This is a genomic window from Pedobacter sp. Leaf250, from assembly GCF_920984735.1.
In the GTDB taxonomy this organism is placed as follows: Bacteria; Bacteroidota; Bacteroidia; order Sphingobacteriales; family Sphingobacteriaceae; genus Pedobacter.
The window spans coordinates 70,865-97,860 of sequence record NZ_CAKLBU010000015.1 but is presented as its reverse complement, the minus strand read 5'-3'; the positions used below and the strand labels follow the sequence as shown (position 1 = coordinate 97,860).

Annotated in this window: 30 protein-coding genes and 1 pseudogene; 12 read left to right on the top strand and 19 right to left on the bottom strand. The window is 35.5% G+C overall.

Annotation, left to right across the window (positions count from 1 at the left end):
• The 5 genes and pseudogenes from LUA91_RS14535 (at nt 1) to LUA91_RS14520 (ending at nt 3,006) form a co-directional block, all read left to right on the top strand.
• The gene (locus LUA91_RS14535; protein WP_231426784.1) at nt 1-1,188 is read left to right on the top strand and encodes a sensor histidine kinase; all 1,188 of its coding nucleotides are present in this window, start codon (nt 1-3) and stop codon (nt 1,186-1,188) included.
• Between the two features lie 15 nt (nt 1,189-1,203).
• Nucleotides 1,204-1,905, top strand: coding sequence for a LytTR family DNA-binding domain-containing protein (locus LUA91_RS14530; RefSeq protein ID WP_231426783.1), 702 nt, complete (start codon nt 1,204-1,206; stop codon nt 1,903-1,905).
• Nucleotides 1,906-2,270: 365 nt separating this feature from the next.
• A pseudogene (locus tag LUA91_RS20675) lies at nt 2,271-2,342 on the top strand (hypothetical protein); the annotation flags it as partial.
• A gap of 75 nt (nt 2,343-2,417) precedes the next feature.
• Nucleotides 2,418-2,702: a M48 family metallopeptidase gene (locus tag LUA91_RS14525; protein WP_255717818.1), complete on the top strand. Its 285-nt coding sequence runs from the start codon at nt 2,418-2,420 to the stop codon at nt 2,700-2,702.
• Nucleotides 2,703-2,814: 112 nt separating this feature from the next.
• Nucleotides 2,815-3,006: a cold-shock protein gene (locus tag LUA91_RS14520; protein WP_010599638.1), complete on the top strand. Its 192-nt coding sequence runs from the start codon at nt 2,815-2,817 to the stop codon at nt 3,004-3,006.
• Nucleotides 3,007-3,122: 116 nt separating this feature from the next.
• On the opposite strand, the gene LUA91_RS14515 is transcribed toward LUA91_RS14520, so the two are convergent.
• Nucleotides 3,123-3,749 (bottom strand): hypothetical protein, encoded by a 627-nt coding sequence (locus tag LUA91_RS14515; protein ID WP_231426781.1) that lies wholly within the window; start codon nt 3,747-3,749, stop codon nt 3,123-3,125.
• Nucleotides 3,750-3,751: 2 nt separating this feature from the next.
• The gene (locus LUA91_RS14510) at nt 3,752-4,048 is read right to left on the bottom strand and encodes a hypothetical protein (protein ID WP_231426780.1); all 297 of its coding nucleotides are present in this window, start codon (nt 4,046-4,048) and stop codon (nt 3,752-3,754) included.
• 297 nt (nt 4,049-4,345) lie between these two features.
• Here LUA91_RS14510 and LUA91_RS14505 point away from each other — a divergent pair, with 297 nt between their 5' ends.
• From LUA91_RS14505 to LUA91_RS14495, 3 genes are all read left to right on the top strand, one after another.
• Nucleotides 4,346-5,026 carry a succinate dehydrogenase cytochrome b subunit gene (locus LUA91_RS14505; protein ID WP_231426779.1) on the top strand — a complete coding sequence of 227 codons (681 nt, stop codon included), beginning with the start codon at nt 4,346-4,348 and terminating at the stop codon, nt 5,024-5,026.
• A gap of 19 nt (nt 5,027-5,045) precedes the next feature.
• Nucleotides 5,046-7,025: a fumarate reductase/succinate dehydrogenase flavoprotein subunit gene (locus tag LUA91_RS14500; RefSeq protein ID WP_231426778.1), complete on the top strand. Its 1,980-nt coding sequence runs from the start codon at nt 5,046-5,048 to the stop codon at nt 7,023-7,025.
• Between the two features lie 65 nt (nt 7,026-7,090).
• Entirely contained in the window at nt 7,091-7,861 is a 771-nt protein-coding gene (locus tag LUA91_RS14495) for a succinate dehydrogenase/fumarate reductase iron-sulfur subunit (RefSeq protein ID WP_231426777.1), read from the top strand.
• Between the two features lie 369 nt (nt 7,862-8,230).
• Here the strand turns inward: LUA91_RS14495 and LUA91_RS14490 are convergent, their stop codons facing one another.
• From LUA91_RS14490 to LUA91_RS14450, 9 genes are all read right to left on the bottom strand, one after another.
• On the bottom strand, nt 8,231-8,917 hold the full coding sequence (locus tag LUA91_RS14490; protein WP_231426776.1) for an energy transducer TonB: 687 nt from the start codon (nt 8,915-8,917) through the stop codon (nt 8,231-8,233).
• Between the two features lie 103 nt (nt 8,918-9,020).
• A complete protein-coding gene (locus tag LUA91_RS14485; protein ID WP_231426775.1) occupies nt 9,021-9,737 on the bottom strand; it encodes an energy transducer TonB in 717 nt (238 codons plus the stop codon).
• Nucleotides 9,738-9,762: 25 nt separating this feature from the next.
• The gene (locus LUA91_RS14480; RefSeq protein WP_231426774.1) at nt 9,763-10,422 is read right to left on the bottom strand and encodes a TonB-dependent receptor plug domain-containing protein; all 660 of its coding nucleotides are present in this window, start codon (nt 10,420-10,422) and stop codon (nt 9,763-9,765) included.
• 12 nt (nt 10,423-10,434) lie between these two features.
• Nucleotides 10,435-12,411 carry a M56 family metallopeptidase gene (locus LUA91_RS14475; RefSeq protein ID WP_231426772.1) on the bottom strand — a complete coding sequence of 659 codons (1,977 nt, stop codon included), beginning with the start codon at nt 12,409-12,411 and terminating at the stop codon, nt 10,435-10,437.
• Nucleotides 12,408-12,785, bottom strand: coding sequence for a BlaI/MecI/CopY family transcriptional regulator (locus LUA91_RS14470; RefSeq protein ID WP_231426771.1), 378 nt, complete (start codon nt 12,783-12,785; stop codon nt 12,408-12,410). Before LUA91_RS14470 ends, LUA91_RS14475 begins: the two co-directional genes overlap by 4 nt.
• Before the next feature lie 120 nt (nt 12,786-12,905).
• Nucleotides 12,906-13,547, bottom strand: a complete 642-nt coding sequence (locus tag LUA91_RS14465) for a response regulator transcription factor (protein WP_231426770.1) — start codon at nt 13,545-13,547, stop codon at nt 12,906-12,908.
• Nucleotides 13,548-13,550: 3 nt separating this feature from the next.
• Complete coding sequence (locus LUA91_RS14460; protein ID WP_231426768.1) at nt 13,551-14,342, bottom strand: sensor histidine kinase; 792 nt, start codon at nt 14,340-14,342, stop codon at nt 13,551-13,553.
• Complete coding sequence (locus LUA91_RS14455) at nt 14,309-14,956, bottom strand: hypothetical protein (protein WP_231426767.1); 648 nt, start codon at nt 14,954-14,956, stop codon at nt 14,309-14,311. The genes LUA91_RS14460 and LUA91_RS14455 overlap by 34 nt, the downstream gene beginning before the upstream one ends.
• Before the next feature lie 2 nt (nt 14,957-14,958).
• Entirely contained in the window at nt 14,959-15,345 is a 387-nt protein-coding gene (locus tag LUA91_RS14450) for a hypothetical protein (RefSeq protein WP_231426765.1), read from the bottom strand.
• A gap of 286 nt (nt 15,346-15,631) precedes the next feature.
• Between LUA91_RS14450 and LUA91_RS14445 the strand changes: the two genes are divergently transcribed.
• Nucleotides 15,632-15,865: a response regulator transcription factor gene (locus LUA91_RS14445; protein WP_231426763.1), complete on the top strand. Its 234-nt coding sequence runs from the start codon at nt 15,632-15,634 to the stop codon at nt 15,863-15,865.
• Between the two features lie 111 nt (nt 15,866-15,976).
• Here LUA91_RS14445 and LUA91_RS14440 read toward each other — a convergent pair whose 3' ends face one another.
• The 4 genes from LUA91_RS14440 to LUA91_RS14425 form a co-directional block, all read right to left on the bottom strand.
• Nucleotides 15,977-17,545, bottom strand: coding sequence for a M20/M25/M40 family metallo-hydrolase (locus tag LUA91_RS14440; RefSeq protein WP_231426762.1), 1,569 nt, complete (start codon nt 17,543-17,545; stop codon nt 15,977-15,979).
• 240 nt (nt 17,546-17,785) lie between these two features.
• A complete protein-coding gene (locus tag LUA91_RS14435) occupies nt 17,786-18,583 on the bottom strand; it encodes an ABC transporter permease (RefSeq protein WP_231426761.1) in 798 nt (265 codons plus the stop codon).
• A gap of 1 nt (nt 18,584) precedes the next feature.
• A complete protein-coding gene (locus tag LUA91_RS14430; protein ID WP_231426760.1) occupies nt 18,585-19,493 on the bottom strand; it encodes an ABC transporter ATP-binding protein in 909 nt (302 codons plus the stop codon).
• Nucleotides 19,494-19,495: 2 nt separating this feature from the next.
• Nucleotides 19,496-19,666, bottom strand: coding sequence for a hypothetical protein (locus LUA91_RS14425; protein WP_231426759.1), 171 nt, complete (start codon nt 19,664-19,666; stop codon nt 19,496-19,498).
• A 96-nt stretch (nt 19,667-19,762) separates the two neighbouring features.
• On the opposite strand from LUA91_RS14425, the gene LUA91_RS14420 reads away from it, so the two are divergent.
• The 3 genes from LUA91_RS14420 to LUA91_RS14410 all read left to right on the top strand — a co-directional run bounded on the left by LUA91_RS14420 (nt 19,763) and on the right by LUA91_RS14410 (nt 21,778).
• Nucleotides 19,763-19,948, top strand: a complete 186-nt coding sequence (locus LUA91_RS14420; RefSeq protein ID WP_231426758.1) for a hypothetical protein — start codon at nt 19,763-19,765, stop codon at nt 19,946-19,948.
• A 115-nt stretch (nt 19,949-20,063) separates the two neighbouring features.
• Nucleotides 20,064-20,969, top strand: a complete 906-nt coding sequence (locus LUA91_RS14415) for a sensor histidine kinase (protein WP_231426757.1) — start codon at nt 20,064-20,066, stop codon at nt 20,967-20,969.
• A 59-nt stretch (nt 20,970-21,028) separates the two neighbouring features.
• Nucleotides 21,029-21,778 (top strand): LytTR family DNA-binding domain-containing protein, encoded by a 750-nt coding sequence (locus tag LUA91_RS14410; protein ID WP_231426756.1) that lies wholly within the window; start codon nt 21,029-21,031, stop codon nt 21,776-21,778.
• Nucleotides 21,779-21,859: 81 nt separating this feature from the next.
• On the opposite strand, the gene LUA91_RS14405 is transcribed toward LUA91_RS14410, so the two are convergent.
• The 4 genes from LUA91_RS14405 to LUA91_RS14390 all read right to left on the bottom strand — a co-directional run bounded on the left by LUA91_RS14405 (nt 21,860) and on the right by LUA91_RS14390 (nt 26,989).
• The gene (locus tag LUA91_RS14405) at nt 21,860-22,600 is read right to left on the bottom strand and encodes a 1-acyl-sn-glycerol-3-phosphate acyltransferase (protein ID WP_231426755.1); all 741 of its coding nucleotides are present in this window, start codon (nt 22,598-22,600) and stop codon (nt 21,860-21,862) included.
• A 36-nt stretch (nt 22,601-22,636) separates the two neighbouring features.
• On the bottom strand, nt 22,637-23,098 hold the full coding sequence (gene tnpA / locus LUA91_RS14400) for an IS200/IS605 family transposase (RefSeq protein WP_231426754.1): 462 nt from the start codon (nt 23,096-23,098) through the stop codon (nt 22,637-22,639).
• A gap of 877 nt (nt 23,099-23,975) precedes the next feature.
• Nucleotides 23,976-24,530 carry an NUDIX hydrolase gene (locus tag LUA91_RS14395; protein ID WP_231426753.1) on the bottom strand — a complete coding sequence of 185 codons (555 nt, stop codon included), beginning with the start codon at nt 24,528-24,530 and terminating at the stop codon, nt 23,976-23,978.
• 35 nt (nt 24,531-24,565) lie between these two features.
• A complete protein-coding gene (locus LUA91_RS14390) occupies nt 24,566-26,989 on the bottom strand; it encodes an outer membrane beta-barrel protein (protein WP_231426751.1) in 2,424 nt (807 codons plus the stop codon).
• Nucleotides 26,990-26,996: the final 7 nt, after the last annotated feature.

Here is a 26,996-nt window from a genome sequence, read left to right as displayed (position 1 = left end):
ATGCAGCATTTTAAAACACCAACTTTCATTATCCATTTAGCGGGTTGGCTTTTGTTTTTGTCCTTTCCAATATTGTTCATTAATCATGAGCAGGTGGACCAGAATAATTTAATGTTGCTTGCCTCGCCTTATTATTGGCTGTTCTGCCTCACCTATATCATCATATTTTATTTCAATGCCTTGGTTTTGGTACCTCGGTTAATGTTTAAGAAACGATACTTATTTTACATTTTATCTGTTTTATTACTGTTCAGTTTCGTTTATTATGCCCAACCTTACGATAAATTATTGGGCCATAACAGAAATATGATAGGTGTATTTGGCCGTCCTGGAGAAGTACCTCCAAGTGGATTTAATAAGCCACCTCAAATGGTGGATGATACCAGTGCTAAACCAGTTTTACAAATGCCTTTTGGGCCATTGCCGCATGAGGGTTTACGAATGCAAGATCCAAATTTTGGCAGAAACAATCCTTTTCTTGATTTCCGCAGACCCATCAAAATTGATATCATTAGTTTGTTTTTATTTTTTATGATAATGGGTTTAAGCATTGCAACCTGTACTGTGCAGCGGTGGCAAAATGCCGAATCGAAAGTGATAAAAGCTGAGGCCGATAAAGCAATTGCAGAGCTTTCGTTTCTGAAGGCACAAATTAATCCTCATTTTTTGTTCAATACGCTCAATAATATTTATACCCTTTCGGTAATTAATAGTGAGCATACTTCAGAAAGCATCATGAAACTTTCGAATATTATGCGTTATGTTACTGACGATGTTGTGCAGGATTTTGTTCCATTAAATGATGAAATTAATTGCATTAAAGATTATATCGAATTGCAGCGACTAAGGCTTGGAAGCAATTCGGAAATAAATTTTCATATTGTTGGCAGTGCTGATGGAAAGCAAATTGGGCCATTGATTTTTATGACCTTTATAGAAAATGCATTCAAATATGGCGTATCGAAAATAGAAAAACCGGTAATAAACATTCATTTGGAAATTGAAGACCGCAAAATCAATTTTACTTGCGAAAATAAAATCTATAACAATACCACTAAATTGGAACGTGCGGGAATTGGAATTGCAAATACTCAAAGAAGACTAAATCACCTCTATCCTGATCAATTTAAATTAAATATTAAACAATATAATAGCAGTTTTTTGGTTGAGCTTTGCTTAAATTGCTAACCATAACAATAAATTATGGCTTTAAAATGTGTGGCAATTGATGATGAGCCCTTAGCGCTCGAACTCATTAAAACTTATGTAGCAAAATTTCCTGCGCTTCAAATTATTCAGGTTTTTGAAAATGCGCTTTCAGGAGCCGAATACCTAAAAAACAATGCCATTGATTTGCTTTTTGTTGATGTAAATATGCCTGATATTACCGGTGTAGAATTGGTGCGCAGTTTGGAGCACAGTCCAATGATTATTTTTACCACGGCATACAAAAATTATGCTTTTGAAAGCTACGAACTACAGGCTTTAGATTACCTTTTAAAACCGATAGATTTTAAACGTTTTACTGCTGCTATAGAAAAAGCCATCGATTATCATAAATATAAAAATGCTACGGTAGAAACTGGAAACGATGAAAGTATATATGTTTATGCTGAATATAAAATGATTAAAATTCTGCTTCGCGATGTGGAATATATTGAGAGTATGGGCGATTATTTAAAAATTTATTTGAATGGGATTGATAAACCACTTTTAACACTGATGACCATGAAAAAGATTTTGGAAAAACTGCCCGATAACCAGTTTGCCAGGATTCACAGAAGTTTTATTGTGGCTTTAAATAAAATTAAATCCATTCATAACAAAAAGGTGCAACTCAATCATGCAGAATTGCCAATCGGCGATGCTTACAGCGCTTTTATCAATCAGCAAAAAGGAATGTAATATTGGCACTGTTACAATCTGCGTGTAGTTAAACTTTGTTTATCACAGTATATTTCTACCATAAACTGTAGTGCTGGAATGTTATATTTTGTTAAATCGAACCTCATTTGGCTTTTTAAATTACCTAATTGGCTGTAATTCTGATATTTTTGGTGTACTGTTTAATCAACATACATGATATTATTTAGACTATTTGCCGTATACATTATTTTGAGCTTACCAATTTTGGAGGTGAGTGCTCAAAGCAACTTAACTCTACAAAAGGCTTTTCAAAATAGCTATAAAGAGGAAAGTAGAAAAAACTACACAAAGGCAATTGGTTATATTAGCCCTATTATAATGATGAAAATTACGAAGTAAGCTTCCGAATGGGATGGTTGTACTATCTTTCCAAAGATTATAGAAGTTCTATCAATTATTACAATAAAGCCGTAAAGATTCGTCCCAGTGCTATTGAGGCTAAATTTGCATTAATAAAACCTTTGGTTTTTTTAAAGGATTTGGATAAAGTGATGGAACAATACAAAGGTGTTCTAAAAATTGATCCTCAAAATAAACAAGCAAACTATTGGACTGGCGTACTGACCTACAATAAAAAGGACTACAAAGGGGCGATAAAATATTTTACAAAGGTTGTTGAGGCTTATCCATTTGATTATGATGGGAACCACATGATGGCCTGGGCAGTGCTATTATCGAATAGAAAAGAAGCCGCAAAAACTTGTTTTGAAAGGGCTTTACTCATAAAACCTGGAGATTCTTCAAGTATGGATGGATTAAGTAAGGCTTCAAAATAGGGCTTAATGCTCAATCAATCAATATATTTAGAATTAATTTAAATTATTAAAAATAAAAAATTGATCTATAGGTATTTAACCTTACCTTTGATTCAAATTAAAATACAATATAATGCAACAAGGAACAGTAAAATTTTTTAATGAAACTAAAGGTTTCGGATTTATCACTCCATCTAATGGCGATGCCGAAATTTTTGTTCATGCTTCAGGCTTAATTGACAACATTCGCGAGAATGATACCGTAAACTACGATGTAGAAGAAGGTAGAAAAGGCCTAAACGCGGTAAATGTAAAAGTAGCTTAAGAAAACTCGAACACATAAATCGTAAAAAGTCCCGATGCAAATCGGGACTTTTTTTGTTTAACATTTTTCCAAATGGGTGGTTAATATAAACTATTCACTAAAAGTTAATGGTGGTTTTATATTGAATCTACCAAACTCATTAAACTAATAAAATCTTGATGGATTGATCGGATGGTAGATTGGAGTTGATTAATCATTGCAGATCGCGTATGTAAATCCTCTGATCTATAAAATCCTCCATTTCCAAATAAAAGTTTTTCTTCATCAACATCTACACCTCCATTAAATTCAAATTGCAGCCATCGGCTCTTTATACTTTTAATTAAAGTTACGTTACCATTTGTACTAAACTCTTTTTCGTTCAACATTTTCCAAACAAAATCCGGATAATCTGAATTCTTCTCTCCCTCTCTCCAAATTGCTCTTAAGAGATTATGCTCATGGTAAAATTCAACTTTTTTTCCTTTTGGATTAATGGTCATTGCCCCAAGCCCGGCACTAACTAAACCACCGCTAATGCCTATAATAGTCTGCGTACTATTTTTCGTTACGGCGCCTGCTACAGTAGTAAGTGCACCAACTATAACTGATCCAACAGTTAATTGTCGGTTTCGCTTGCTATTTAAACCGTCTAAATAATCTGCGGCCATATCAGATCGCTCACCTTCACAATCAAGTTCTGCTGCTACAGCAGTTAGTTGAGATTGTGCCAATGCTATTCGACTACCAATTTTTTGCTTCAATCTCAGATAGCTATTGTTATTGTAGGACCATCTTTTTTAACTAAAAATAATTCATTTAAATCTGCACTTATTCCAAGTAAATGACATAAAAGTTGATCGTGCTTATTAAGCGAAACCGTTGTAAATGATAAATCTGTAGGATTCTTTTCTTGAAAAAATCCTGATGAACTAAGGTAAGGAATAGTAGGTGTACAGTAATTATATTTGAAAGCCTGTAGATTGGTTGCCATATTTTTCATGCTGCCGCATGAACATAGAAATAGTAGAACAATAATTGAGAGTAAAATATTTTTATTCATTTTAAAGATTTTGTAAAGTGAATATAATAATCTCTCGAGTAACTGGTATACCTGCCACATCAATTTGCATCAAATTTATCTTCAAGCATAGAAATCATCTTACTAAAAGCGTAGCATAAATCTAAAATGTACGCTGATTAAAATACTTTACATTTTTAATAAAAATAGATGAATATCCAATATTGCTTTTAGAATGTTTCTAAATAAATGATTTATCGCTGTTTTGTCATAATCGTTTATAAATTAAAGTCATAATTAGATACTTTTGCAAGAAATTTAGATATAAATCCTAATCAAATGAGTGGTTTCGGAAATGCTTTTTCCTCATCTATTGGAAAAAAATTTATTATGGGTGCTACAGGAATATTCCTGATACTCTTTTTAATTGTACACGCAGGTATTAATGCTTTGATCTTTTTAGATGATCAAGGTTTAACCTTTAACATTGGTGCACATTTTATGGCTACTAACTGGATCATCAGAGCTGGAGAAGTAGTTTTGATGCTTGGTTTGTTAGCACACATCTTTCAAGCATTGCGATTAACATTGCAAAATCAAAAAGCAAGACCTGTTAAATATGCGGAATACGATGGCAAGGCAAACAGTAAATGGTATAGCCGTTCAATGGGCTTATTGGGTACATTATTGTTAATATTCTTGGTTGTCCACCTTAAAGATTTCTGGGTAGTATCACGCTTTACCGGTATCCCAACAGTTGATGCTAATGGACATGAGGATTTGTATGCGGTAATGAAAATTAAATTCCAAGAACCTCTAAGAGTTGGAGTTTATGTTTTAGCTATGGTTTCGTTATGCTACCACCTTTTACATGGTTTCGCTTCGGCATTTCAAACCATGGGTTGGAACCATTCAAAGTATAATGGAATCATTAAAGGTGCAGGTGTATGGTATTCGATCATTATTTCGATCGTTTTCGCAGCCATGCCGATTGCAATTTATTTTGGTATTATTCAATAATTTTTAGCACAAAAGAGATATGTCAGATATTAATTCAAATATTCCAGAAGGCGAATTAACAAGCAAATGGACTAAATTTAAGTCTTCTGTGCCTTTGGTTAACCCATCGAACAAAAGAACTATTGAAGTAATTATTGTAGGTTCGGGTTTAGCAGGTGCTTCGGCAGCAGCAACTTTAGCCGAAATGGGTTATAAAGTAAAATGTTTTTGTTTCCAGGATTCACCTCGCAGAGCGCACTCTATTGCTGCTCAGGGTGGTATAAATGCAGCAAAAAATTATCAAAATGATGGTGATAGTACTTACCGTTTATTTTATGATACAATTAAAGGTGGCGATTACCGTGCCCGCGAAGCCAATGTGCATCGCTTAGCTGAGGTAAGTGCTAACATTATAGATCAATGTGTGGCTCAAGGTGTTCCTTTGGCCCGCGAATACGGTGGTTTATTAGATAACCGTTCATTTGGTGGTACACAGGTTCAACGTACTTTTTATGCTGCGGGTCAAACTGGTCAGCAGTTATTATTAGGTGCTTACTCTGCTTTAGAACGCCAGATTGGTATGGGTAAAGTAGAAATGTATACTCGCCATGAAATGCTTGAAGTTGTTAAAATCGATGGAAAAGCTCGTGGTATTATTGCCCGTAACTTAATTACAGGTGAAATCGAGCGTCACTTCGGTCATGCGGTGGTATTAGGAACTGGTGGTTATGGAAACGTATTCTATCTTTCTACCAATGCCATGGGAAGTAACGTTACTGCGGCCTGGAAAGCGCACAAACAAGGTGCATATTTTGCTAACCCTTGCTACACGCAAATCCACCCAACTTGTATCCCTGTTTCTGGAGATCATCAATCAAAATTAACTTTGATGTCTGAGTCGTTACGTAACGATGGACGAATCTGGGTACCGAAAAAGAAAGATGATAACCGTAAAGCTTCAGAAATTCCTGAAGATGAAAGAGATTATTATTTAGAGCGTCGTTATCCTGCTTTTGGTAACCTGGTGCCTCGTGATGTGGCTTCTCGTGCGGCCAAAGAACGTTGCGATGCAGGTTATGGTGTGGGTGCTTCAAAATTGGCTGTATACTTAGATTTTAAAGCAAACACCGAACGTTATGGAAGAATTGAAGCTTCAAAATCGGGTATTCACAATCCTAATAAAGAAACCTGCATGCGTTTGGGTACTGCCGTTATCAAAGAAAAATACGGTAACTTGTTCGACATGTATGCGCAAATTACCGGTGAAAATCCTTACGAAACGCCAATGCGTATTTACCCTGCGGTTCACTATACCATGGGCGGACTTTGGGTTGATTATAACTTAATGACATCTGTTCCTGGTTTGTATTGTACTGGCGAGGCAAACTTCTCCGATCACGGCGCTAACCGTTTAGGTGCATCTGCCTTAATGCAAGGTTTGGCTGATGGGTATTTCGTTCTTCCTTATACCATTGGTGCTTATTTATCAAAAGAAATTTCGGTAAAGGCAATCCCAACAGATCATCCGGCATTTGTTGAAGCTGAAGAAAGAGCTGTAGGTATTTTAAATACATTAATCAATATTAAGGGAACTAAATCTGTTGATCATTTCCATAAGCGTTTAGGTCACATTATGTGGGAGAAATGTGGAATGGCCCGTAATGAAAAGGGTTTGAACGAGGCTATCGAAGAAATCAGGGCTTTACGTGCTGAATTCTGGAGCAATGTTCGTGTACCTGGTATTGTTGGTGAATTAAATCCTGAACTTGAAAAAGCTGGTCGCGTTGCCGATTTTATTGAATTGGGCGAGTTAATGTGTATCGATGCATTAAACCGTAACGAAAGCTGTGGTGGCCACTTCCGTGAAGAATATCAAACTGAAGAGGGCGAAGCATTGCGTGATGATGAAAACTACGCATACGTTGCCGCATGGGAATTTAAAGAAGGCGTAAACTTCGAGCTTCATAAAGAAGAATTAAAGTTTGAAAATATTAAAGTAGCACAAAGAAGTTATAAATAGCAGAGGGCACTGTGCATGGAGCTTTTAGCCCTATGCCCTATGCTCCCCGCCTAAATCTCAATATTATGAGTACAGGAAATATGAACTTAACGCTAAAAGTTTGGCGTCAAAAAAATAACAACACCAAAGGTGCTTTGGTTGATTATAAATTAGCTGGTATTTCGCCAGATATGTCTTTTTTGGAGATGTTCGATGTGTTAAACGAAGATCTGATCACTAAAGGCGAAGAACCTGTTGTATTTGATCACGATTGCCGCGAGGGTATTTGCGGGATGTGCTCTATGTTCATCAACGGGCGCCCACACGGACCAAAAGATTTAGTAACAACCTGCCAGTTACACATGCGTTCATTCAAAGATGGCGATACCATTGTTGTAGAACCCTGGAGAGCGGCAGCATTCCCGGTAGTTAAAGATTTAACTGTAGATCGCTCTGCATTTGATAGAGTAATTGCAGCAGGTGGATTTATCTCGGTAAATACGGGTAATGCACAGGATGCGAATAATCTTCCAATTCCAAAAATGCAGGCAGATGCTGCTTTCGAAGCTGCTGCATGTATCGGTTGCGGCGCTTGTGTAGCCACTTGTAAAAATGCCTCAGCCATGCTTTTCGTATCTGCGAAGATCTCTCAACTGGCGTTGTTACCACAAGGTCAGCCAGAGCGTTATCGTCGTGTACAAAGTATGGTAGCACAAATGGATGCTGAAGGATTCGGTAACTGTACCAATACTGGTGCTTGTGAAGCTGAATGTCCTAAAGGAATTTCTTTAGAGAACATTGCCCGAATGAACCGCGATTTTGCTTCTGCTAAATTTATATCAGAAGAAACGGTTTAAAAATATACTGTGCATCCTGATGTAAATCAGGATTCTTAAGCCTTCACTTTGTGAGGGCTTTTTTATTAGCTAAAAAAATTAAAATACATTGTATAATTAGTGATTTATATTGAAATGAAAACATTTGAAATACTGTTACTGATTTAACGAAATGGATTGTAATCTCTATCACTCAAAATATAAGTTTGCGAAACTTGCAATATTCTTATGTAAGCATATTAAAACATTATGTATTCAGAAATTTTATTCTGTATAATTTGCATATCCCTTAAAAATTTTATAAATTTAGTGTTCCGAGACAGGAGAGAAAACATAAAACCCCGACTATTTTTAGTTGGGGTTTTGTGATTAAAAGATTTAATTCACCAACTAAAGACTAAAGTTCACGTTGATGTTATACTTTACCCTCACAGGCACTCCAAAATGAATGCCTGGATTCCAGTATGGTGAGGCAGAAAGCACCCTTACAGCTTCGTCATTAATGTCAAAACTTAAACCTCTGATGACTTTAGTGCCAGTTAGGCTCCCATCTTTTTCAACAATGAAGGACAAGAATACCCGACCTTGAATTTGCCTTTTCGCAGCTTCTTTAGGGTATTTGATATTTTCGTTTAAAAAGCTATAAAATGCTTTTATTCCCCCTGGAAATTCTGGCTGCTTTTCTATCGAAATAAAATCAAAAACACCGTTAGGAATAGAGTCTCGAGATGGTTTTGCTGGTGAAGGGGCTTTAACCATATCAGGTGTAGTTTTGAAATTGATTTTGGATATTTTTTCTTTTATCAATACGTTTTCAGCACTGTTTATTTTTGCTTTTGTGATCACGATGATCAGACCACCATCATCACTTACTCCAAATACTTTTTTATGCTCTTTTTCTTTAATTACAGTAAGTGTTTCTATACTATCTCTGTTAATTTTTGCCGCTTCATTTTTTGTCACGAATTTTCCATCAACCAAAAATAATAAATTTTGATTGGGTGCTTGATTTTGCTGTGCCATTGCTGGGGCTAAAAAGCAAATGAATGTGAATAGCGTTAACGAGATTTTTTTCATTCGCAAATATATCTCTTCTATTGATACAAATAAAAAAATCGCAAATCCTTAACATGAAGTTAAAAATATTGCGATTTTAAATGGATTTGAGAACGAATGCAATTTAACTCATGGTAAAGTTAATGGCCATTTGATATTTTACTTTTACCGGATGACCATCCTGATCGATCGCTGGATTCCATCGTGGAGCTGTTTTCATTACCCTTAAAGCTTCCGCATCAGTTTCTTTCGATAAGCCTTTAACAACTTCCAGATCGGTTAAGCTCCCATCTTGCTCCACGTTGAAGGATAGCATAACCTTTCCCTGTGTTTTATCCTTTTTAGCTTGTTCTGGGTATTTAATGTTTTTTGCTAAATAGCTGTAAAGCTTTGTGCTCCCGCCAGGAAATTCTGGTTGTATACCACTTTTTAATGCTGCCTTTTTATCTCCATTATTAGGTAGATTGAAATTAACATTGATATTATACTTCACCCTTACTGGTTTTCCGCCGATTGAACCTGGGTTCCAATTGGGAGAGTTTTTAATTACTCTTAATGCTTCTGCGTCTGTTTCCTTAGATAATTTTCTAACGATATTCACATTACTTAGTTTTCCTGTTTTTTCTACGATGAAACTTAAAAAAACCTTTCCATGTGTTTTATTGCTTTTTGCTACCTCTGGATATTTAATTTCCTTACCTAAGTATTCATAAAATTTTGTAATTCCGCCAGGGAATTCCGGCTGCTTATCAACAGATACAAAATCATAAATTTTCTGTGCTTTTACCGAATTGGTAAGCATGGCGATGCCCATTAGGGCTAAAATCATTAGCTTTCTCATTTTAAATTGGATTTAAGTTTTCTATTTAATTTTTCTTTTGAACTTCTTTTGTGGCAACCTTGGTGGTGATGATTACTACACCATTTGCGCCAGATTCGCCATATAGTGATTTGCTGGCGGCATCTTTAAGTACGCTGATTGATTCAATCGTATTCGGATCCAGCGTTTCTATATTAGTCACCCGCTTTCCATCAACCACATATAACGGGTTGGCTTTTGGATCGGTGTCCTTTTGAAGAAGATTTCTGATCACAACTTTTGGGTCAGAATCCTTTCTCTTGTAATTTCTGATCACAGCTGTAGCACTTGGACGTACACTAAGTCCGGTAATTTTGCCAGAAAGATTTACTCTATTGGAATCGATTTTTTTATTGTAAACTCCTGCTAAACCATTTTTAGTTTTAATTTCGATAACACCAGCAAAGCCATCAGTGCCATATTTGGTGGTAGCAGAACCGTCTTTTAAGATGTTAATTGATTCAATATTATTTGGATCCATGCCACTAATAGATGCCGACCCTCTTTGATATTGTTTGTTGCCATCAATTACGATGAGTGGTTCGGTGCCAATTGTTGATGTACCACGTAATGTAAGATTAGTTGTTTTGGTACTGTCTTGTTTCGATTGCGCTTTTACACCACATGTAAAACCTAGTGCTAAAGCAATGATCAATATTTTTTTCATAATGTTGATGTTTTATCTTATTCTCAAAGTAGGTGTGTTGGTATTTATTTTTAGTTCGGTGTCGCCATCTCTCCTAAAATCGTAATTTTTTGTGGTGATAATGAGAACACCATTCTTTCCTTTTTCGCCGTATAAACTGGTAGCCGCTGCATCTTTGAGCACAGTTACTGATTGGATCTCACGATTATCAATTTTGGTAAAGTCGAAACCATTATGGCTTTCTTTTCCATTTAAAACCACTACTCCTTCAAATTTCGCATTTCTAAAAACATTGGAAGTAGAGAGACCTTTAATTTGAACTGCTTTTTTTGCTTCAGCTTCATTCGACATGGAGAAATTTACGTTGATGTTGTATTTTACCCTCACTGGTTTTCCACCTGTTACTCCAGGGTTCCATCTTGGAGAGCCATTTAATACCCTAATGGCTTCTTCATCCAGTCCACTTCCCAATCCACGTGTAATGGCAACATCACTAAGCGAACCATCCTTTTCAACAATAAAGGATAAAAATACTTTGCCTTGCACATTATTTTCTTGTGCTAACTTTGGGTACTTAATGCTTTTGCTTAAATATTCATAAAATTTTGATATCCCTCCAGGAAACTCTGGCTGCTTTTCAATAGAAACAAAATCGAACACTTTTTCTGGTTTGTCATCGATACCACCTTCAGTTTCGGCTGGTAAAGAATAGCCAACAACATTAATATCTGATAGTTTTTGATATGAAGGAACTATAATGGCTTTTTTGTTTTTGATGGCCGCTTTATTCCCAGCTAATGTGAACCCAACTTTTAACGTATATTTTCCGTTGGGCAAGTTTTCAAATTTTCGGTAAGATAACAGTGCCTTCATTACTTCTTCATCGCATCCATCGCCTAAATCCAAAATGCTGCTAACGTAGGTTACTTTATTATTTTGGAGCGTGAATTTTATTTGTGTATTACCCTGAAGATTATTTTTCTGCGCTGCAGATGGATACTTAATAGATTTAGCCATGAAATTATAAAAGCCATTCCAGTTTCCATCAACTTTTTCTGTTGTTGGGATGATTTCGGTTGTAGATATCTTTTCAGGATTAAATTTAGGCTCTGGAATTATTATTTCCCTAACCATCTCTATAGGTTTATCTAATGGGATTTGATTGGTAATGGAAATCAGTTCTTCATTTTTTCTAACCGTTGCAGAAGAGAAGATAATTAGAATTGCAAAAAGCGGGATAAAAAAACCGTACTTCATTACAGCTATTTTCTTTGATCGCTCTTTTTGTAACATAAAAATTCTCTTTTTGATCAGTGATTTATCAAAAAAACCATTGGTTAAGCGGTTAGGAGAAATTCCGAACGATTGACTTAAAATTAGCATGGCATACTCTGCCTTATCTCCTTGAAATTCTGCCGCATGCTCATCTGCTAAAAATTCGTGTATATTTTTGATGGACTTTTTGTAGAAATAAATGATTGGATTTACCCACGTTAACACTCCAATAATCTCGAAAAACAATACATCTGCTGTGTGCCATTGTTTAATATGTGCCTCTTCATGAATATCGATCACATCAATTGAAGGCAAATTTTTATCAACCACTTTTTTGCTAAAAAATGAAAATGCCGAACCTGCCTTAGCATTTTTTATCAGCTTTTTTACAGATAGTAAGTTATAGGCTAATCTACACAAGCAGAAAATTATACCTGTACAATAAATGTAAACTAAGAAATTTCCCCAGCTAAAATTAGTATTGCTATCGGTTACAATTGTGGCTTTTTCTAATACAGCTTCCCAATTTACCGATGTATACACCTGCTGTGCTGCCTTTTGCTCTGTAAGCCATTCCAATCGTATAAATGGAATTGATAGCGATAAAACACCAGCGCTTACCAGGTAAATGCGGTTGAGTAAAAAATAGGTCTCCTTATCTAACAGTAATTTATAAAATCCATAAAAAACAATTAAGTATAAGTTTACCTGGAGTAGGTAGTGGGCAAAACTCATCTTGGCTTATGTTTAATTTTATCAATCATTTTTAAAATCTCATCAACATCGCTTAAATCAAGCTTTTCTTCTTTAACGAAAAACGAAAACATACTTTCTACCGAATTTTCGAAGTAATTGCCAAGTAGTTTTTCGGTAGCATGGCGTTTGTATTCTTCCTTGCTAATAAGTGGAAAATATTGATGGGCTTTTCCAAAAGCCTCATGGCCAATAAAGCCTTTTGTTTCTAGTATTCTGATGATGGTTGAAACCGTATTGTAAGCAGGTTTTGGTAATGGCAATTCATCGATAACATCTTTTACAAATGCTTTTTCCAGCTGCCATAATACCTGCATAAGCTGTTCTTCTGCTTTGGTTAGATCTTTAATTTCCATAATATTTAATAAATAAGGATACGCTCAAGACTGAGGCCTTGATTAAAGTTAAAACTAATTATTTAGTTATCCAAATTATTTCTTAAATTTTATAGATGGGAATGGATGAATTGTTGCTGATTATATGGTAATTAGGTTATTCTTTATGGCGTAAACAACCAAGCCGGTTCGGGATTTAATATTGAGTTTTGCGAAAAGAGATTCGCGGTAATTATCAACTGTTCGAGGACTTACATTCATTAAATCGGCAATTTCCTTGTAAGTATTTTCGGTACTACAGTGTTGTAAAAATACAAGTTCTCTAGTGCTATATACAGGCTGTGAATCACCATTTTTTAAAGCAACAAATAGCCTGCCCGACACCAAGTCGTTCACAAAAAATCCTTTGTCGATAACGGTTTTTATAGCAGTAAGCAATTCGTTTGGAGTAGCTTCTTTAAGCATGTAGCCACTCGCACCAGCCCTAAGCATTCCAATAATCGCTTTTTCATCTTCGAGCATGCTCAATGCTAAAACATTTACGTTTGGATGGTTTTCTTTAACCCATTTTGTAGCTTCAAAACCATCCATTACAGGCATATTAATATCCATTAATATAAGTTGCACTTCTGGATGATTTACAATTTTGTGCTGTAAATCCTGACCATTCATTCCTTCGAAAATAACCTTTATTTCATCAAATTCATCTAATAAACTGGCTAATCCAGAGCGGAATAGGGTATGGTCATCAACTATTGCAATGGAAATGGATTTTGGTAACATGCTTTAAGGATATGGGATTTCGATTAATATTGCTGTGCCTTTATTTGGAGTTGAATTTAAGACCAATTTACCATTGATCATTTCAATTCTTTTAGAAATGGAATTTAGGCCCATTCCGGCCTTATTTAGTTTAGTTGCTTCGTAATTAAAACCTACACCATTTTCTTCAACATTTAAATATAATTTATTATTCTCATAATAAGCATCAAAACTTATAGCAGTGGCATTTGCATGTTTGATGATGTTATTGATAATTTCCTGCAGTAAGCGTAAAATAATTAAATCTTTATCAGGAGATGTAGTTTGCAGATCAAAAAGACTATTGCGCACATTTAATACATATGTACCCGTTTTTTCCAACCAATTTATTTCTTGTTGTAAAGCATTTCCTATTCCATTTTCTACAATTTGCTCACCATGAAGTAACTTGGCAAGCTCTCTTAATTCTTTTATAGATTTCCTTACCAGCGATAGGGAATTTTCTATTTTTATAGCGGCTTTTTCGCTGTTCTCGAGATTTATCGAATTTAATGTTAAGGTGGTTAGGCTTAATAATTGCCCTACATTATCATGTAATTCGGTAGCAATGGTTTGCATGGTGTTATCTTGAACTTCTATTCTGGCCTGAAGCATTTCTGCTTCAAATTTTTGCTGCATGTGCTGCTTTTCCAAAATGTGGTTTTTCTTATGCCGATTATAAGAACGGATGTACATAATCAGAAAAACAGGCATCAATAAGAATATCAAAGTTGCTACAACAACTAGGATTGTAATTTTCGTTGTTTCGCTCTGCATGTGTAAGAATATGTCCAAACGCTGTAAAGAATAAGATTTAATGTGATGGTAATCACGTACCTAAGAGTGAAGCCTTTGCCGAAACGAACGTCGAATACATCGCTTAACAAATTACAAACTGTGCCTCCAAAATAATAAAATAATACCCCTGTTATCCACCAAAATTGTGGGTGGTCTTTGATTTCAATAAATTTATCATCGTTTAATAATAGATAATAATAATAAAGGCAATATAAGCTAAAAACTACCGACATTACCGTTACCGCTACTGAATTGAAAACCATTATGGAATCTTTAAGGATGAATCCAAAATAAATAGCGTAAACAATACCTAAACCTACAAAAAGTATAGGTTTAGGGTTTAAATAATCTTTTAAAGAATGATAGATACCAATAAAAATGAAGCCAATTTCAAAGAAAACAAAAGCGTTATATAACCAGAGATTATTTTCTCTTTTTGCCGACATATAGCTTCCTGCAGCTTCTGTTAGTAAGGCTAATAAAAGATAGGCAATACTTAATTTCCAAAAAACGGTTTTATCATTTCTTAAAAATATAAATGCCCCAATCAGGCAAATTAATTCAGCTATAACTATTGGTGAAGTAAAATTCATTTTTAAAGTCCCGTTCCTCCGCAAATACTTGGGCAAAGTTCTCCTCTATTCCCAATATCATCCAAATCGTCTTCATGTTCTTCAGTTGGGTCGCCTAGCTGGTTGGTCTGGCCGGCAGCAAAAGTTGGTACCAATAACACAGTATTTCTTCCCTCATACTCTTTAGGCAATCCATCGATCGAATCAGCAGTATATTGAGCATTGTAAATTCTTAACCCATCGTGTTTCCCATCGCCAATTGTTTTAGCCATTTCTAAAATTTGTGCGGCAGAAAACCAAATTGCTTTGGTATATGATTTAGGATCTTTGCTTGCTTCGCGGGTATAGGCATTTACCATTTCTTGAGCAACCTTTTTATCAATAGGTTGAAAGTTTGAATCTTTTTCCATAACAGTTTTTAGGTTTGGTTTTTTAGCAACTAAAGTCGGGTTTTAGATGATACCTGTCAAGAGAAAAATTAATTTAGAATACCGTAAAAACACCTTTTTATTTAGGGTAAAAGATACTACTCATATTTCAGTATCACCATCTACATTTGAAATGCAATAACAAATGAAAGTTTGAAATTGAGAATCCCAAAGTTGTCTATCCCAAAAATCCCATCCTTATAATCAAATAAGGATAATTAAGGTAGTCGCCTTGGTTTCGAATTAAATTAACCTATTATTAAATTTTATGATGATTAATAATATCCTATTAGAAGAGACGAATAACTCAATAACGGAACGGGAGGTTGAAATTGTGAAGCTTTTATCAAAAGGTTATAACAGTAAGGAAATTGGTGATATGCTCTTTATTAGTGAGCACACCGTTAATACACACAGACGGAACATGGTTAGAAAACTCGATCTGCGGAATTCTTACCAGTTGATTGTATGGGCATTTAAACAAAGAATATTATCCAATTAATTTAAAGGATTAAGAATATACATTTTTAACGCAAATCTCTCTCTAAACAGCAAAGCCTGCCTTTTGATTTCAAAAATCAAAAAAGCAGGCTTTTTTATTTTGTAGTATTAGTTATGGTCTTGCTGCTTGCGCAACAGGTAATTCTTTTCGTGGAAGTTGTGCCTCACGCTGAGAAGTATTGTAAACAAATGATGCTACAATTGTTGCCGCCTGCTTCAAATCGTTTTCTACTAACCGATCATAAGTATCCATGTTGCTATGGTGTGTACGCGTGTTATAATCGGCAGGGTCTTGTATAAACTGGAATCCTGGGATGCCTACTGCATCAAATGCTTGGTGATCTGTTCCTCCGGTATTATTGATAGTTACCGTTGTGGCGCCCAAATCGTTAAATGGCGTTAACCAGCTCTGAAAAATTGGACCTGCTGCAGCATTTCCTTGTAAATAAATGCCGCGAATTTTGCCTGTACCGTTATCTAGGTTATAATAAGCAGAAATTTTCTTTTGATCAGGAGTTAAAATCATCGTTTTTGGATCGCCAAAATGTTTGGCTACGTAGCCTCTCGAGCCATATAAGCCTTGTTCTTCAGAACTCCATAAGGCAATGCGAATGGTGCGTTTTGGTTTAAAATCAATCGCTTTAAGAATGCGCATCGCTTCCATCATAACCGCAGAGCCGGCAGCATTGTCAGTTGCGCCAGTTGCTGCATGCCACGAATCGAAGTGGCCGCCAATCATAATTACTTCATCCTTTAATTTTTTATCAGTTCCCGGAATTTCAGCAATTACATTGTATCCCTGAGGGTCTTCAGTATAGAACGATGTTTTGATATCGGCTTCTACTTCCACTGGTTTGCCTGCACGAAGCAAACGCAAAATATGGAGAAAATCTTCTGCGGCTACCTCCAGTTCTGGAGAAACTGGTTTGGCATCTAATGCATAAGAAGCTCCATTGCTTGTGAAAAATGTTCCTTGGCCGCCACGAGCATAAGTTAAAATTAGAGCCACTTTTTCATCTAATAACATTGCATTAATGGCAGCACGCACTTCACGCATTTTCATCATTTGTGCCATTCGATCGGCCATTGGGCCACCAGCCGGGCGTTGACGAGCACCTGCAGGTGCTGGTTTTGCTGCAGCCATTTGTGATAAGGTAGAATCAGCGTAACGTGAAAAATCTGGTTTTAAGCCACTGGCAAGAGGTGCACCTTGATCCATCATTACGATTTTGCCCGCTAATTTACCTTTGTATTTAGCTAAATCAGAAACACTATCAGCTTTAATTAAAACTACTTCTGATTTTATTGGACCATTGGTTCCTGGTGTCCAGGCTTTTGGCGAAGCAATAATTGGATGATAAAATGGGGTGGTGGTTGCGGCATAATATTTATCTACTTGCCAGCCTTTTCCAAAATTACCCCACGACTCGAGATGAGCATTTTTTAATCCCCACTCTCTAAGTTGCTTTACTGCCCACTCTTGGGCTCTTTTTAAACCTGGAGAGTTTGATAATCTCGGGCCAGAAACATCGGTTAAGTTGAATGCAATATCCATCACTTTTGAGTTTTCTAACCCTGCTTTACGGATTTTTTGTACTGTGGCTGCATCGGGTGCATCTTGCGCAAACGCAGAAAAGCAAAGGCTGAATGCCATTGCTGCAATTGTAAATCTTTTGATCATTCTAAGAAGTTGGTTGGTTGTAATGGCTAAAGTACAATTTAGCTTATTCACATTTGCAACCTCTTCATATTTTTACAAAGGATTTTTGGTTATGGCTATTTTTGAAAGTTTTTAGTAATTGCTTTAGTTAAATAAACCTTATTGTAACGGAAAGCCCGTCGCCAATTTTTTATTGGTGCGGCTTGCAGTGTAAAGAAGGACTAACGCTAAATTGAAAAACTGGCATTGCTTTTCAAATCATTATTTAATACTTTTTTTGGTCACGATAAAATAACCAGCTATAAATAATACTGCTGCGTAGGCTAAACTCACCCAAATTTCTCTAGTAAAAATTTCGAAATCAAGCGGATCTTTTCCTTTTTTAACTTGTGTAAGCTGTAAGGCTAATGCAGGTAAACTGTATGGAATGAGGTAGGCGTATGTCCAGTTAACCATTCCTGCTACAATACCCATAATTGTACCAACGAAACCGATGCCAATTGGTTTAAGAAAATCGCCCCAGATTAAACTAAAGATAAATTGCAACGATAGAATACCCAGCGATGATAAAAATAATTTACTGTATGAATTGATTAAGAAATTGGCCGGATTGTATTGATTGAAAGTATATTTAGGAACCAAAACCTGTAACAGATGCCCAAAACCATAAGTTAATGTGGCAAAAAGAAACAGGCAAATAAAGATAAGTGTTACTGCAAAAAGGTATTTAGCGGTGTAGATGGAAAATTTATTTAAGGGTTGCGCAAACAGCGTTTTCCAGGTGTCGTTTTTATGCTCGATGTTGTTAACAGAAAATGCCATAAACATTACATAAAATGGCATAACAAGTATGCCCATTACGTTTAAGGTTGCTCCTGCGTATTTAGCCCAAAGCATCATGCCGGGTGCTTTTAATAAGAGAACTTTATCGGCACCCGAATAAAAACCAAAACTTACCAGACTGCATATTGCCACAGGAATCAGAATTGCGGCCCAAAATGCTAAAGTTTTTCTCGATTTATAAAATTCGGAAATGAAGGAAATGTATATTGAGCGCATTTTAGTTGTTTTTGGTGATATCTAAGAAAAGGTTTTCGAGATCTTTACGCTGTTTTGAAAGACTACTAATAGTAAAACCGTTCTGGATAAGTAAAGTATTGAGTTTACCGCTATCAACCGATGATGAAAAGGGAACAGTAATTTTTAGATCCGTTTTCGAAGCGATTTCATAACCCGCTGCTTTAAGAAAATCGATTGCCTTTTCAATTTCATCTACTTCAATTTCTACCATAGGTTTGCTTAACAGCTGAAGTTCATCTATGGTACCCTGAAACATTAATTGACCTTTGTTAATGATGCCAACATGGGTGGCAGTTCTTTCGATTTCTGCCAATAAATGGCTGGATACTAAAATGGTTTTGTGGTGTTTGGTGGCGAGTTCGATCATCAGGTTTCTGACTTCGATAATCCCATTTGGGTCTAAGCCATTGGTTGGCTCATCAAGGAGCAGTAATTCAGGGTCGGAAACCAATGCTAAAGCAATGCCTAAGCGTTGTTTCATCCCTAATGAATATTTGCTGGCTTTCTTGTTTGCGGCATCTGTTAAACCCACTAAAGCTAACATTTCATCAGCTTTGGTTTTTTTTATGCCCAATAAAATACAGCGATTAATTAAATTTTCTTTACCTGATAGATGGCCGTAAATAGCTGGTTGCTCTACCAATGCACCTATTCTTTTAAGGGTTGCAATGCGATTACTGTTTATTTCTTTCCCAAAAATAAAAACCTGATCTGCTGGCGACTTTAATAAGTTGAGCAAAATTTTTATAGTAGTGGTTTTGCCTGCTCCATTTGGACCGAGAAACCCATAAATACTACCTTTTGGTACTTTTAAGGATAAATCTTTTACAATGGCCTGGTTGCCAAAATTAAAATTTAAGCCTACAGTTTCGATTGCGTAATTACTCATTCTTATTTGAAAATAGCTGATGCTTGTTTCACGATGGTATTTGAGCTCGATGCAGGTTTAACAACTACCTCAGCATCATTTTGGTTGGTGCTAACTGTAAGGGTTAAAATAATCATCATAAATACTGGAACTAATAAAAGTAAAAATGGCGATGTGTTTGCTAACTTTTTCATAATCGTTTCGTTTTGATGATTCAAAGAAACAGCATTAAAATTGCCTGCTAAAATGTATTATACCAAGCGTTAAAGATTCTAGATAAACAGGCATTTTTGGCGTTTATCGATGAAATTTGGAGTTTGTCGATGAATTTTGCTGTTTTGCCTGTTGGTAGAAAAAAAATGCCTGTTGGTAGATTATGTGCTTTTAAAAAAGAAAGTTTATTTATTTTGGAAGCAAGAAATGAAATGCAATATTTTCTGCATTTAGTTAAGAAGATTTCATATGAAAAAAAATAAAGGCCCTCTTATTCTGCATTCAATTTTTTGGGTAATAATCCTCTTGTTTGTTGGGGCTAGCAATATATTCGATAATTCTAAACATAGCCTCACAGATTACTTTATCACTTATATTGTGTATGGAATAATTAATGTTTCAATCTTCTATACAAACTATATTTTTTTAATTCCCGGAATAATCAAACGCAGAAAACAATATTGGCTTTATGTTCTAGTTTTCTTGCTGATTATTGCCCTGGCTGTTATTGCTAAAACAGCAGTTGCCGTTCTTTACCCTGATGATGTATTGACTTATATTAGCTCGAAGGGAAAAAGAACAGATATCCCAGTTCATAATTTTGTTGTATTGGTTACTTTTCTTTCTGGATTTTTTATGATTAGCAGCTGCATCATAAAATTTACCATTGATTGGTTTTCAAGTGAACGTATTCAGCGCAATTTGGAAAGTGAGCGTCGGGAAATGGAATTACAGTTCTTAAAATCACAACTCAACCCACATTTTCTATTTAATTCATTAAATAACATTTATTCTTTGGCTTATCAAAAATCGGATAAAACTGCCGATGCAATTATGAAGCTTTCGGAAATTATGCGCTACATGATTTATGAAAGCAATACGCCAACGGTAGAATTAAGTAAGGAAGTAGATTATTTAACAAATTACATAGAATTACAAAAGATTAGGTTTAAGGATGGCGCTTATATCGAGCTTACCCTGAATGGAGAAATTGATGATCAAAAGATTGTTCCGCTGATGTTGATTTCTTTTGTTGAAAATGCTTTTAAACATGGCGTGGTAAATGATCCTGAAAATCCGGTTAAGATTAACATTATTGCTAACCAGAAAATTCTTCACTTTAGCGTAATTAATAAAAAGAACCAGCAGAATAAAGATGCGCAAGGCGGGGTAGGATTAACCAATGTAGAAAGAAGATTGCAACTTGTTTATCCCGACAGATATAAATTAAATGTTGTAAATTCGGCTACTCATTACACCTGTGAACTGATGATTGATATTTAATTTGCACAAAAAACCATGCAAATTAACATCTTAATCATTGATTAAAATTTAAACCTAAAATGAACTTAAACTGTATTGTTGTTGATGATGAGCCATTAGCGCTTGATATTTTGGAAGATTATATATCCAAAGTTCCGTTTTTAACGATGGTAAAACGATGCGAAAACCCAATTGAAGCACTGCAGGTTGTTCAGGGCGGTGGTATTGATTTGGTTTTTTTGGATATTCAGATGCCTGAGTTAACAGGGATTCAGTTTCTGAAAATTGCAGGAACTAAATGTCATTATATATTAACTACCGCTTATCCGCAATATGCCTTAGAAAGTTATGATTTAAATGTTTCAGATTATTTATTAAAACCCATCGCTTTCGATCGATTTTATAAAGCTGTAGAAAAAGTTCATAAACAGCATAAACCTGCTGATACTCCGGCAAGTGTTGCGCAACCTATTATTACGCCAGCTGCTTTTTCAGCTCCCGCTAATCCTGTTCAAGATTACATTTTCGTTAAAACAGAACATAAGATTCAAAAAATATATCTTCATGATATTCTGTATATTGAAGGATTGAAAGATTACATTTCGATCTTTACCAAAGACGAACGAATCATCACACTGCAAAGTATGAAGAAGATGGAAGAAGCATTACCACAAAGTCAATTTATTCGTGTGCATAAATCGTACATTGTTGCTGTAGATAAAATTGAAAGTATTGAGCGTAGCCGGATTACGATTAATACCAAAATAATTCCTGTTGGCGACACTTACCGCGATGAGTTTTTTAGGGTAATTGGGAACAAGAATATTTAGTCCGTAACATAAGTATTTATTGAAAAATGGTATAGTAATCTAAAATTTATCTTGATACCTGATACTTTCATCTTGATACTATTATATTTCTTGTCCTAAAACTTTTCTGATTTCAGTTTCTACTTCTAGCGTAATTTCGTTTGGTGTTTTTTCTGCTGGTTCAATTGGTTTTAAAACGGTCCATTTTAAGTCATGGCCTGTGGTAAGTGGAAACATGCCAAAGCGAACAATTTTCCATGAATTTTCAATAGCAATGGGCACAACCAATGCGTTTGGTACAGCTTTTAAAATAGTTGCAATTCCTCCAAATTGAAACTGTTTTACCATGCCATCTTTTGCTCGAGTGCCTTCGGGAAAGATAACTGTGCTCCAATAATTTTCTTTCATTCTGCGGCCCAATTTGATGATTTCTGATATGGCTTGTTTATTATCTTTCCTGTTAATATTGGCGCCTCCACCCAATCTTAAATTAATTGAAATAGAAGGAATTCCTTTTGTAAGTTCGATTTTAGAAATGAACTTAGCGCTATATTTCCGCAAAAACCATATCAGTGATGGAATATCGTACATGCTTTGATGATTGGCTGCAAAAATGATTGGCCTATCTGTTGGGAGATTATATTCGTTTTTAAAACTGATAGAATTAAATAAAAATATCTGGCAATAGGTTAAAAAGAGATTTAAAATATCAACCGATGTTTTATGTGCTTTATAGCCAAACAATTTATAACAAATCCACTGGATCGGATGAAAAACGCAAAGCGATAATCCAAAAAAAAGATAAAATATTGGCGTAAGTAGGTAGCCGAAAAGTTTGCTCATTTGGTTTTAAAATAAAGCAACAAAGATAATGAATATTTATTCTGGTTCTTTAAAGATGTATTTATCTTCATATTCTATTTCAAATTCTTTTAAAAATTTTGTGTACTCATCTAAAAAATTTTCTTTTTTATGATGTTCTTTCTGGTTTTGTATATAGCGGATAACATTTGGTAAATCACTTTTAGAATAAGAAAATGCTCCATAGCCTTCCTGCCATGAAAATTTGGATTTCAAAAAGCATTGATCGTTTATCCACTTAGAACTTTCGGCTTTTACATTTTGAATTAAACTTGAAATTGACTGATGTGTTCGGAGTCCAACTAAAATATGAATATGATCTGGCATACAATTTATCTGTATCATTTTATGATTATTGGACTGAAAAATTCCAGTGATATATTTTAAAAGCCTTTCTTCCCAATCTTGGCTTATTAGGGCTACTCGATGCTTAACTGCAAATACAAATTGTATATGAATCTGGGTGTAAGTATTTGGCACATCAATATTGTTCGGTTTACTAAATATAATATTTTTTATGACGTTTTTTACCGAAGAAATATTCCTAGAGGAACAGCGGAGGGCTTAGCTATAACCCTCATAATTTTGCAATACGTTTTTTGAAAAGAATTTTTACATCCGTTTTTACGAAACGTTCCTACGGAACGATATTGCATGATGGATATTCTTTTACCGAAGAGATGTTCCTAGCGGAACAACATAGTGCTTAGCTATAACCTTCATAATTTTGCAATACGTTTTTTTGAAAAGAATTTTTACATCCGTTTTCACGAAACGTTCCTACGGAACGATATTGCATGATGGATCTTCTTTTACCGAGGAGATGTTCCTAGCGGAACAACATAGTCTTAGCTATAACCCTCATAATTTTGCAATACGTTTTTTTGAAAAGAATTTTTACATCCGTTTTCACGAAACGTTCCTACGGAACGATATTGCATGATGGATATTCTTTTACCGAAGAGATGTTCCTAGCGGAACATGTTGTGCTTTAGTAAACCTATTTAGCCATTATGGTTAGTTACAAAAAAAAATTTTATTAGAAATCAATATTAAACATCCAAAATATCCCGTAGGGATATCTCCTGGGTAGATAGGGATTGTGGTTTTAATGTTCCGTTAGGAACATTTCGTGTTATATCGCAAGAATTTTTATATACGTATTCACGAAACGTTCCTATGGAACGATATTGCATGATGGCTATTCTTTTACCGATGAGATGTTCCTAGCGGAACATGTTGTGTTTCAGTAAACCTGTTTAGCAATTAGCTATTATGGTTAGTTGCTTAAAAGGTTTTATCAGAAATCAATATTAAACATCCAAAATATCCCGTGTGGATATCTCATGGGTAAATATTAAATCAAATTTTCCATGATCATTAATTTCGCTTTTAAAATAGCGGCAACGCTAATCGAATCAGTAATCTCATTATTCATCACCATTTCATAAGCTTCATCGAAAGGAATTTTTTTTACAATTAATTCTTCGGTTTCTTCGGGCATGGCGATGCCTTGAATTAAACCTGTAGCTACATAAATGATGCTCAATTCATCGCTTACAGAATTTGATAAATGCATTCGCTGTATTTCTTTCCAATTGCTGGCGCTCATTCCCGTTTCTTCGAGCAACTCCCTTCGAGCACTTTCTAAGGGATCTTCTCCAACCGGTCCGCCGCCTTCAGGAATCTCCCAACTATAAGCTTTTAATGGAAAACGGTATTGGCCAACCAACCAGGTATTATAATCTTCATCCAGAGGCAAAATGCCAATGGCCAAATTTTTAAAATGGACTTCACCATAAATTCCTTTTCCGCCAGATGGATTGATGACTTGATGTTCGGTAACTTTTATCCAATTGTTATCGTACTTTAACTCGCTTTCTAATGTTTTCCAAGGGTTTCGCTCTTCCATGCTGCAAATTACAAATATCTCATTCGATATAAAATTTATTGTGGTTTTGCCACTGGCGGCGGCGGAATCTTTTTGGCAATTTTTGTGAACCGATAATTTAAGCTGAAAATAAAGTTTTGAGTATTGTTGGTAGAAAAGCTTTGAAGTCTGAAATTCTCGCCTTCATTATAAACGGTGTTGTTTCTGTTCCCAAAAATATCATTAAGGGTAATTCTAAAATTTAATCTATTACTGAAAAACATTTTTCGTGCCGAGAAACTTGAAGTAATGGAACCTTTATTTCTTCCTTGGGCGCTTACATTGTTGGCATAATTCAAGTTAGATTCAAAGGCAGTTTTTTGAGGAAGTTGCATAGAAAATCCAAATGTTCCCCTCACACTTAAGCCATCCCTGTTTAGTGCACTATTTAATTTTGAGGTATAATTACTTTGAATTAAACTAAAATTACCATTTGCAGATATTTTATTAGTCGGGCGATAGTTTCCAATTAAAATCAATGCCAGTGAATTGTTCGCACCTACATTATCAAAAGTACTTTCCGATCGGGCTGTAGTAGAGCCAGGAATTAAAATTACAGTTCTAAATCGTTCAATAACGCCCTGACTGCTAGAATAAGAAAGGCGTGGAGTGAAGGACCATTTCTGACCAAAGGCTCCAAAACTAATATCCATTTGGTGAGTGTACGAAGGCGAAAGATTCGGATTTCCGTAAGAAATATTTAAGGTATCAACATTATTAACCTGCGGATTCAGCGTATTTTCTCTTGGGCGATTAATGCGAACGCTATAGGTAGCACCAAGATTGTAGCGTTTTTTGAAAAACCTGTTAAACGATAGATTTGGAAAAACACTTAAATATGGCTTAACATTATAGGTTTCTCCTGTAGATAAATCAAATCCAACATCAGTTAATTCGGTTCTTACACCGGTTTTTATTCCCCAGCCATTATTTCGATAATTGTACGATGCATAACCAGCAAAAATATTTTCATTGTACAAAAATTGATTACTCAATCTATCATTTGTTAAAAACTGCTGCGTTTGGAAATTGAAATTTTCGACTAATAAATCGTTATCGTTTTTTCTATAATTGTAAGCCAATCCGAGTTCTATGCGATCCCTTTTTTTAAATACAGGCTTATCATAATCAAGGTTAAAAGTTAAACCATTATTGCCAATATCATTATTGTTTTGCTGCAAAGTGGCCCGCGAAATGCCAATGGGGAGATAGGAGGTATTGTAAGTTCGGAGATCTAAACTTCCATTGGTATTGAATGTTAAACCAATCGATAAGTTTCCGCCGCTGGTATCTGTTTGAAGTTTATAATCGGCATTAATCACAAAGTTATTGCTTTTTCCATCGCCCGTATTGGCCTGGTTTCGCAATCTTCTCTCAATTAATTCTTCACTTAAATAACGGAGATTATTGACCGAATTTGATGAAGATTTATTGTCGTTATAATTGGTAGATAAGCGAATATTTTGCTTAGGCGTAATATCCCAATCAAAACCCAGCCTAAAATTTGCACCCTTGCTTTTACTTTTGCTACTGCCGGTTTGGTCGTAATAAAATGTAGTATCAGGGAAGAAATTTTCACGGTAGCTATTGCTTTCGCCTCTCCCAACGTTATAACGATAAGCAGCACTTCCGTTAATGGCATAGTTTTTTCCACGGTATGAGGCATTTGTGTTTGCATTTCCGTTTCCTTGAACACCGCCTGCTATCCCGATATTGCCATTAAAACCAACTTTAAAGCCTTTCTTCATTACAATATTAATGATGCCTTCGCCGTCGCCGCTATATTTTGCCGGAGGATTGGTTAACACTTCGATTTTTTCAATCGCATCTGAAGGAAGAACATTTAAAAGATCGGCGATATTGGAAGTCATATAGTCAGATGGTTTGCCATCAATAAAAACCCGGGTACTTTTTTTGCCTGCTATGGTTGCGTTGCCATCGATATCAACCTGTACCATAGGCACATTTTTCAGTACATCTGTAGCAGTGCTTCCTTCAGCCAAAAGTGTCGATCCAACATTGTACGTTACACCATCCGCTCCAAATTCTATGGCGGGTTTCTGAACGGTAATGGTAACTTCCTGTAATGAGTTTTGTTCGGAACTAAGTTTAAGGGATCCTAAATTTTTATCGAAATCTTTTTCTGTAATGATGATGCCATTAACAATTAAGGGTGCATAACCTACATAACTTATTTTAACCCTATAACTGCCAGGCTTTAAATTTTTAATGCTGAAAAAACCATCTTCATCGGTTGCTGAAGTGGTTAATGCCTGCTCAGCACCTTCCAGATATACAGAAACTATTGCCGATGGAATGGTTAGTCCACCAATCTCTTCTACAACTTTGCCCCTAATCGTTCCTTTATCGGCAGCATAAGCCGCGATACCCGAAAACAGGATTAATAAAATGAGGTAGAATTTAGGGAGACGTTTTTTCAATGTTTGG

Excerpts from the sequence above, each read along its gene's own strand:
- LUA91_RS14425 (WP_231426759.1), bottom strand. The coding sequence starts at position 19,666 with ATGAAAAAGTTAGCAAACACATCGCCATTTTTACTTTTATTAGTTCCA.
- LUA91_RS14395 (WP_231426753.1), bottom strand. The coding sequence starts at position 24,530 with ATGGAAGAGCGAAACCCTTGGAAAACATTAGAAAGCGAGTTAAAGTAC.
- LUA91_RS14460 (WP_231426768.1), bottom strand. The coding sequence starts at position 14,342 with ATGCAGAGCGAAACAACGAAAATTACAATCCTAGTTGTTGTAGCAACT.
- LUA91_RS14510 (WP_231426780.1), bottom strand. The coding sequence starts at position 4,048 with ATGAATAAAAATATTTTACTCTCAATTATTGTTCTACTATTTCTATGT.
- LUA91_RS14470 (WP_231426771.1), bottom strand. The coding sequence starts at position 12,785 with ATGGAAATTAAAGATCTAACCAAAGCAGAAGAACAGCTTATGCAGGTA.
- LUA91_RS14450 (WP_231426765.1), bottom strand. The coding sequence starts at position 15,345 with ATGGAAAAAGATTCAAACTTTCAACCTATTGATAAAAAGGTTGCTCAA.
- LUA91_RS14535 (WP_231426784.1), top strand. The coding sequence starts at position 1 with ATGCAGCATTTTAAAACACCAACTTTCATTATCCATTTAGCGGGTTGG.
- LUA91_RS14410 (WP_231426756.1), top strand. The coding sequence starts at position 21,029 with ATGAACTTAAACTGTATTGTTGTTGATGATGAGCCATTAGCGCTTGAT.
- LUA91_RS14440 (WP_231426762.1), bottom strand. The coding sequence starts at position 17,545 with ATGATCAAAAGATTTACAATTGCAGCAATGGCATTCAGCCTTTGCTTT.
- LUA91_RS14485 (WP_231426775.1), bottom strand. The coding sequence starts at position 9,737 with ATGAGAAAGCTAATGATTTTAGCCCTAATGGGCATCGCCATGCTTACC.
- LUA91_RS14530 (WP_231426783.1), top strand. The coding sequence starts at position 1,204 with ATGGCTTTAAAATGTGTGGCAATTGATGATGAGCCCTTAGCGCTCGAA.
- LUA91_RS14500 (WP_231426778.1), top strand. The coding sequence starts at position 5,046 with ATGTCAGATATTAATTCAAATATTCCAGAAGGCGAATTAACAAGCAAA.
- LUA91_RS14465 (WP_231426770.1), bottom strand. The coding sequence starts at position 13,547 with ATGTTACCAAAATCCATTTCCATTGCAATAGTTGATGACCATACCCTA.
- LUA91_RS14525 (WP_255717818.1), top strand. The coding sequence starts at position 2,418 with ATGGAACAATACAAAGGTGTTCTAAAAATTGATCCTCAAAATAAACAA.
- LUA91_RS14455 (WP_231426767.1), bottom strand. The coding sequence starts at position 14,956 with ATGAATTTTACTTCACCAATAGTTATAGCTGAATTAATTTGCCTGATT.
- LUA91_RS14430 (WP_231426760.1), bottom strand. The coding sequence starts at position 19,493 with ATGAGTAATTACGCAATCGAAACTGTAGGCTTAAATTTTAATTTTGGC.
- LUA91_RS14490 (WP_231426776.1), bottom strand. The coding sequence starts at position 8,917 with ATGAAAAAAATCTCGTTAACGCTATTCACATTCATTTGCTTTTTAGCC.
- LUA91_RS14475 (WP_231426772.1), bottom strand. The coding sequence starts at position 12,411 with ATGAGTTTTGCCCACTACCTACTCCAGGTAAACTTATACTTAATTGTT.
- LUA91_RS14445 (WP_231426763.1), top strand. The coding sequence starts at position 15,632 with ATGATGATTAATAATATCCTATTAGAAGAGACGAATAACTCAATAACG.
- LUA91_RS14495 (WP_231426777.1), top strand. The coding sequence starts at position 7,091 with ATGAGTACAGGAAATATGAACTTAACGCTAAAAGTTTGGCGTCAAAAA.
- LUA91_RS14405 (WP_231426755.1), bottom strand. The coding sequence starts at position 22,600 with ATGAGCAAACTTTTCGGCTACCTACTTACGCCAATATTTTATCTTTTT.
- LUA91_RS14505 (WP_231426779.1), top strand. The coding sequence starts at position 4,346 with ATGAGTGGTTTCGGAAATGCTTTTTCCTCATCTATTGGAAAAAAATTT.
- LUA91_RS14520 (WP_010599638.1), top strand. The coding sequence starts at position 2,815 with ATGCAACAAGGAACAGTAAAATTTTTTAATGAAACTAAAGGTTTCGGA.
- LUA91_RS14480 (WP_231426774.1), bottom strand. The coding sequence starts at position 10,422 with ATGAAAAAAATATTGATCATTGCTTTAGCACTAGGTTTTACATGTGGT.
- LUA91_RS14435 (WP_231426761.1), bottom strand. The coding sequence starts at position 18,583 with ATGCGCTCAATATACATTTCCTTCATTTCCGAATTTTATAAATCGAGA.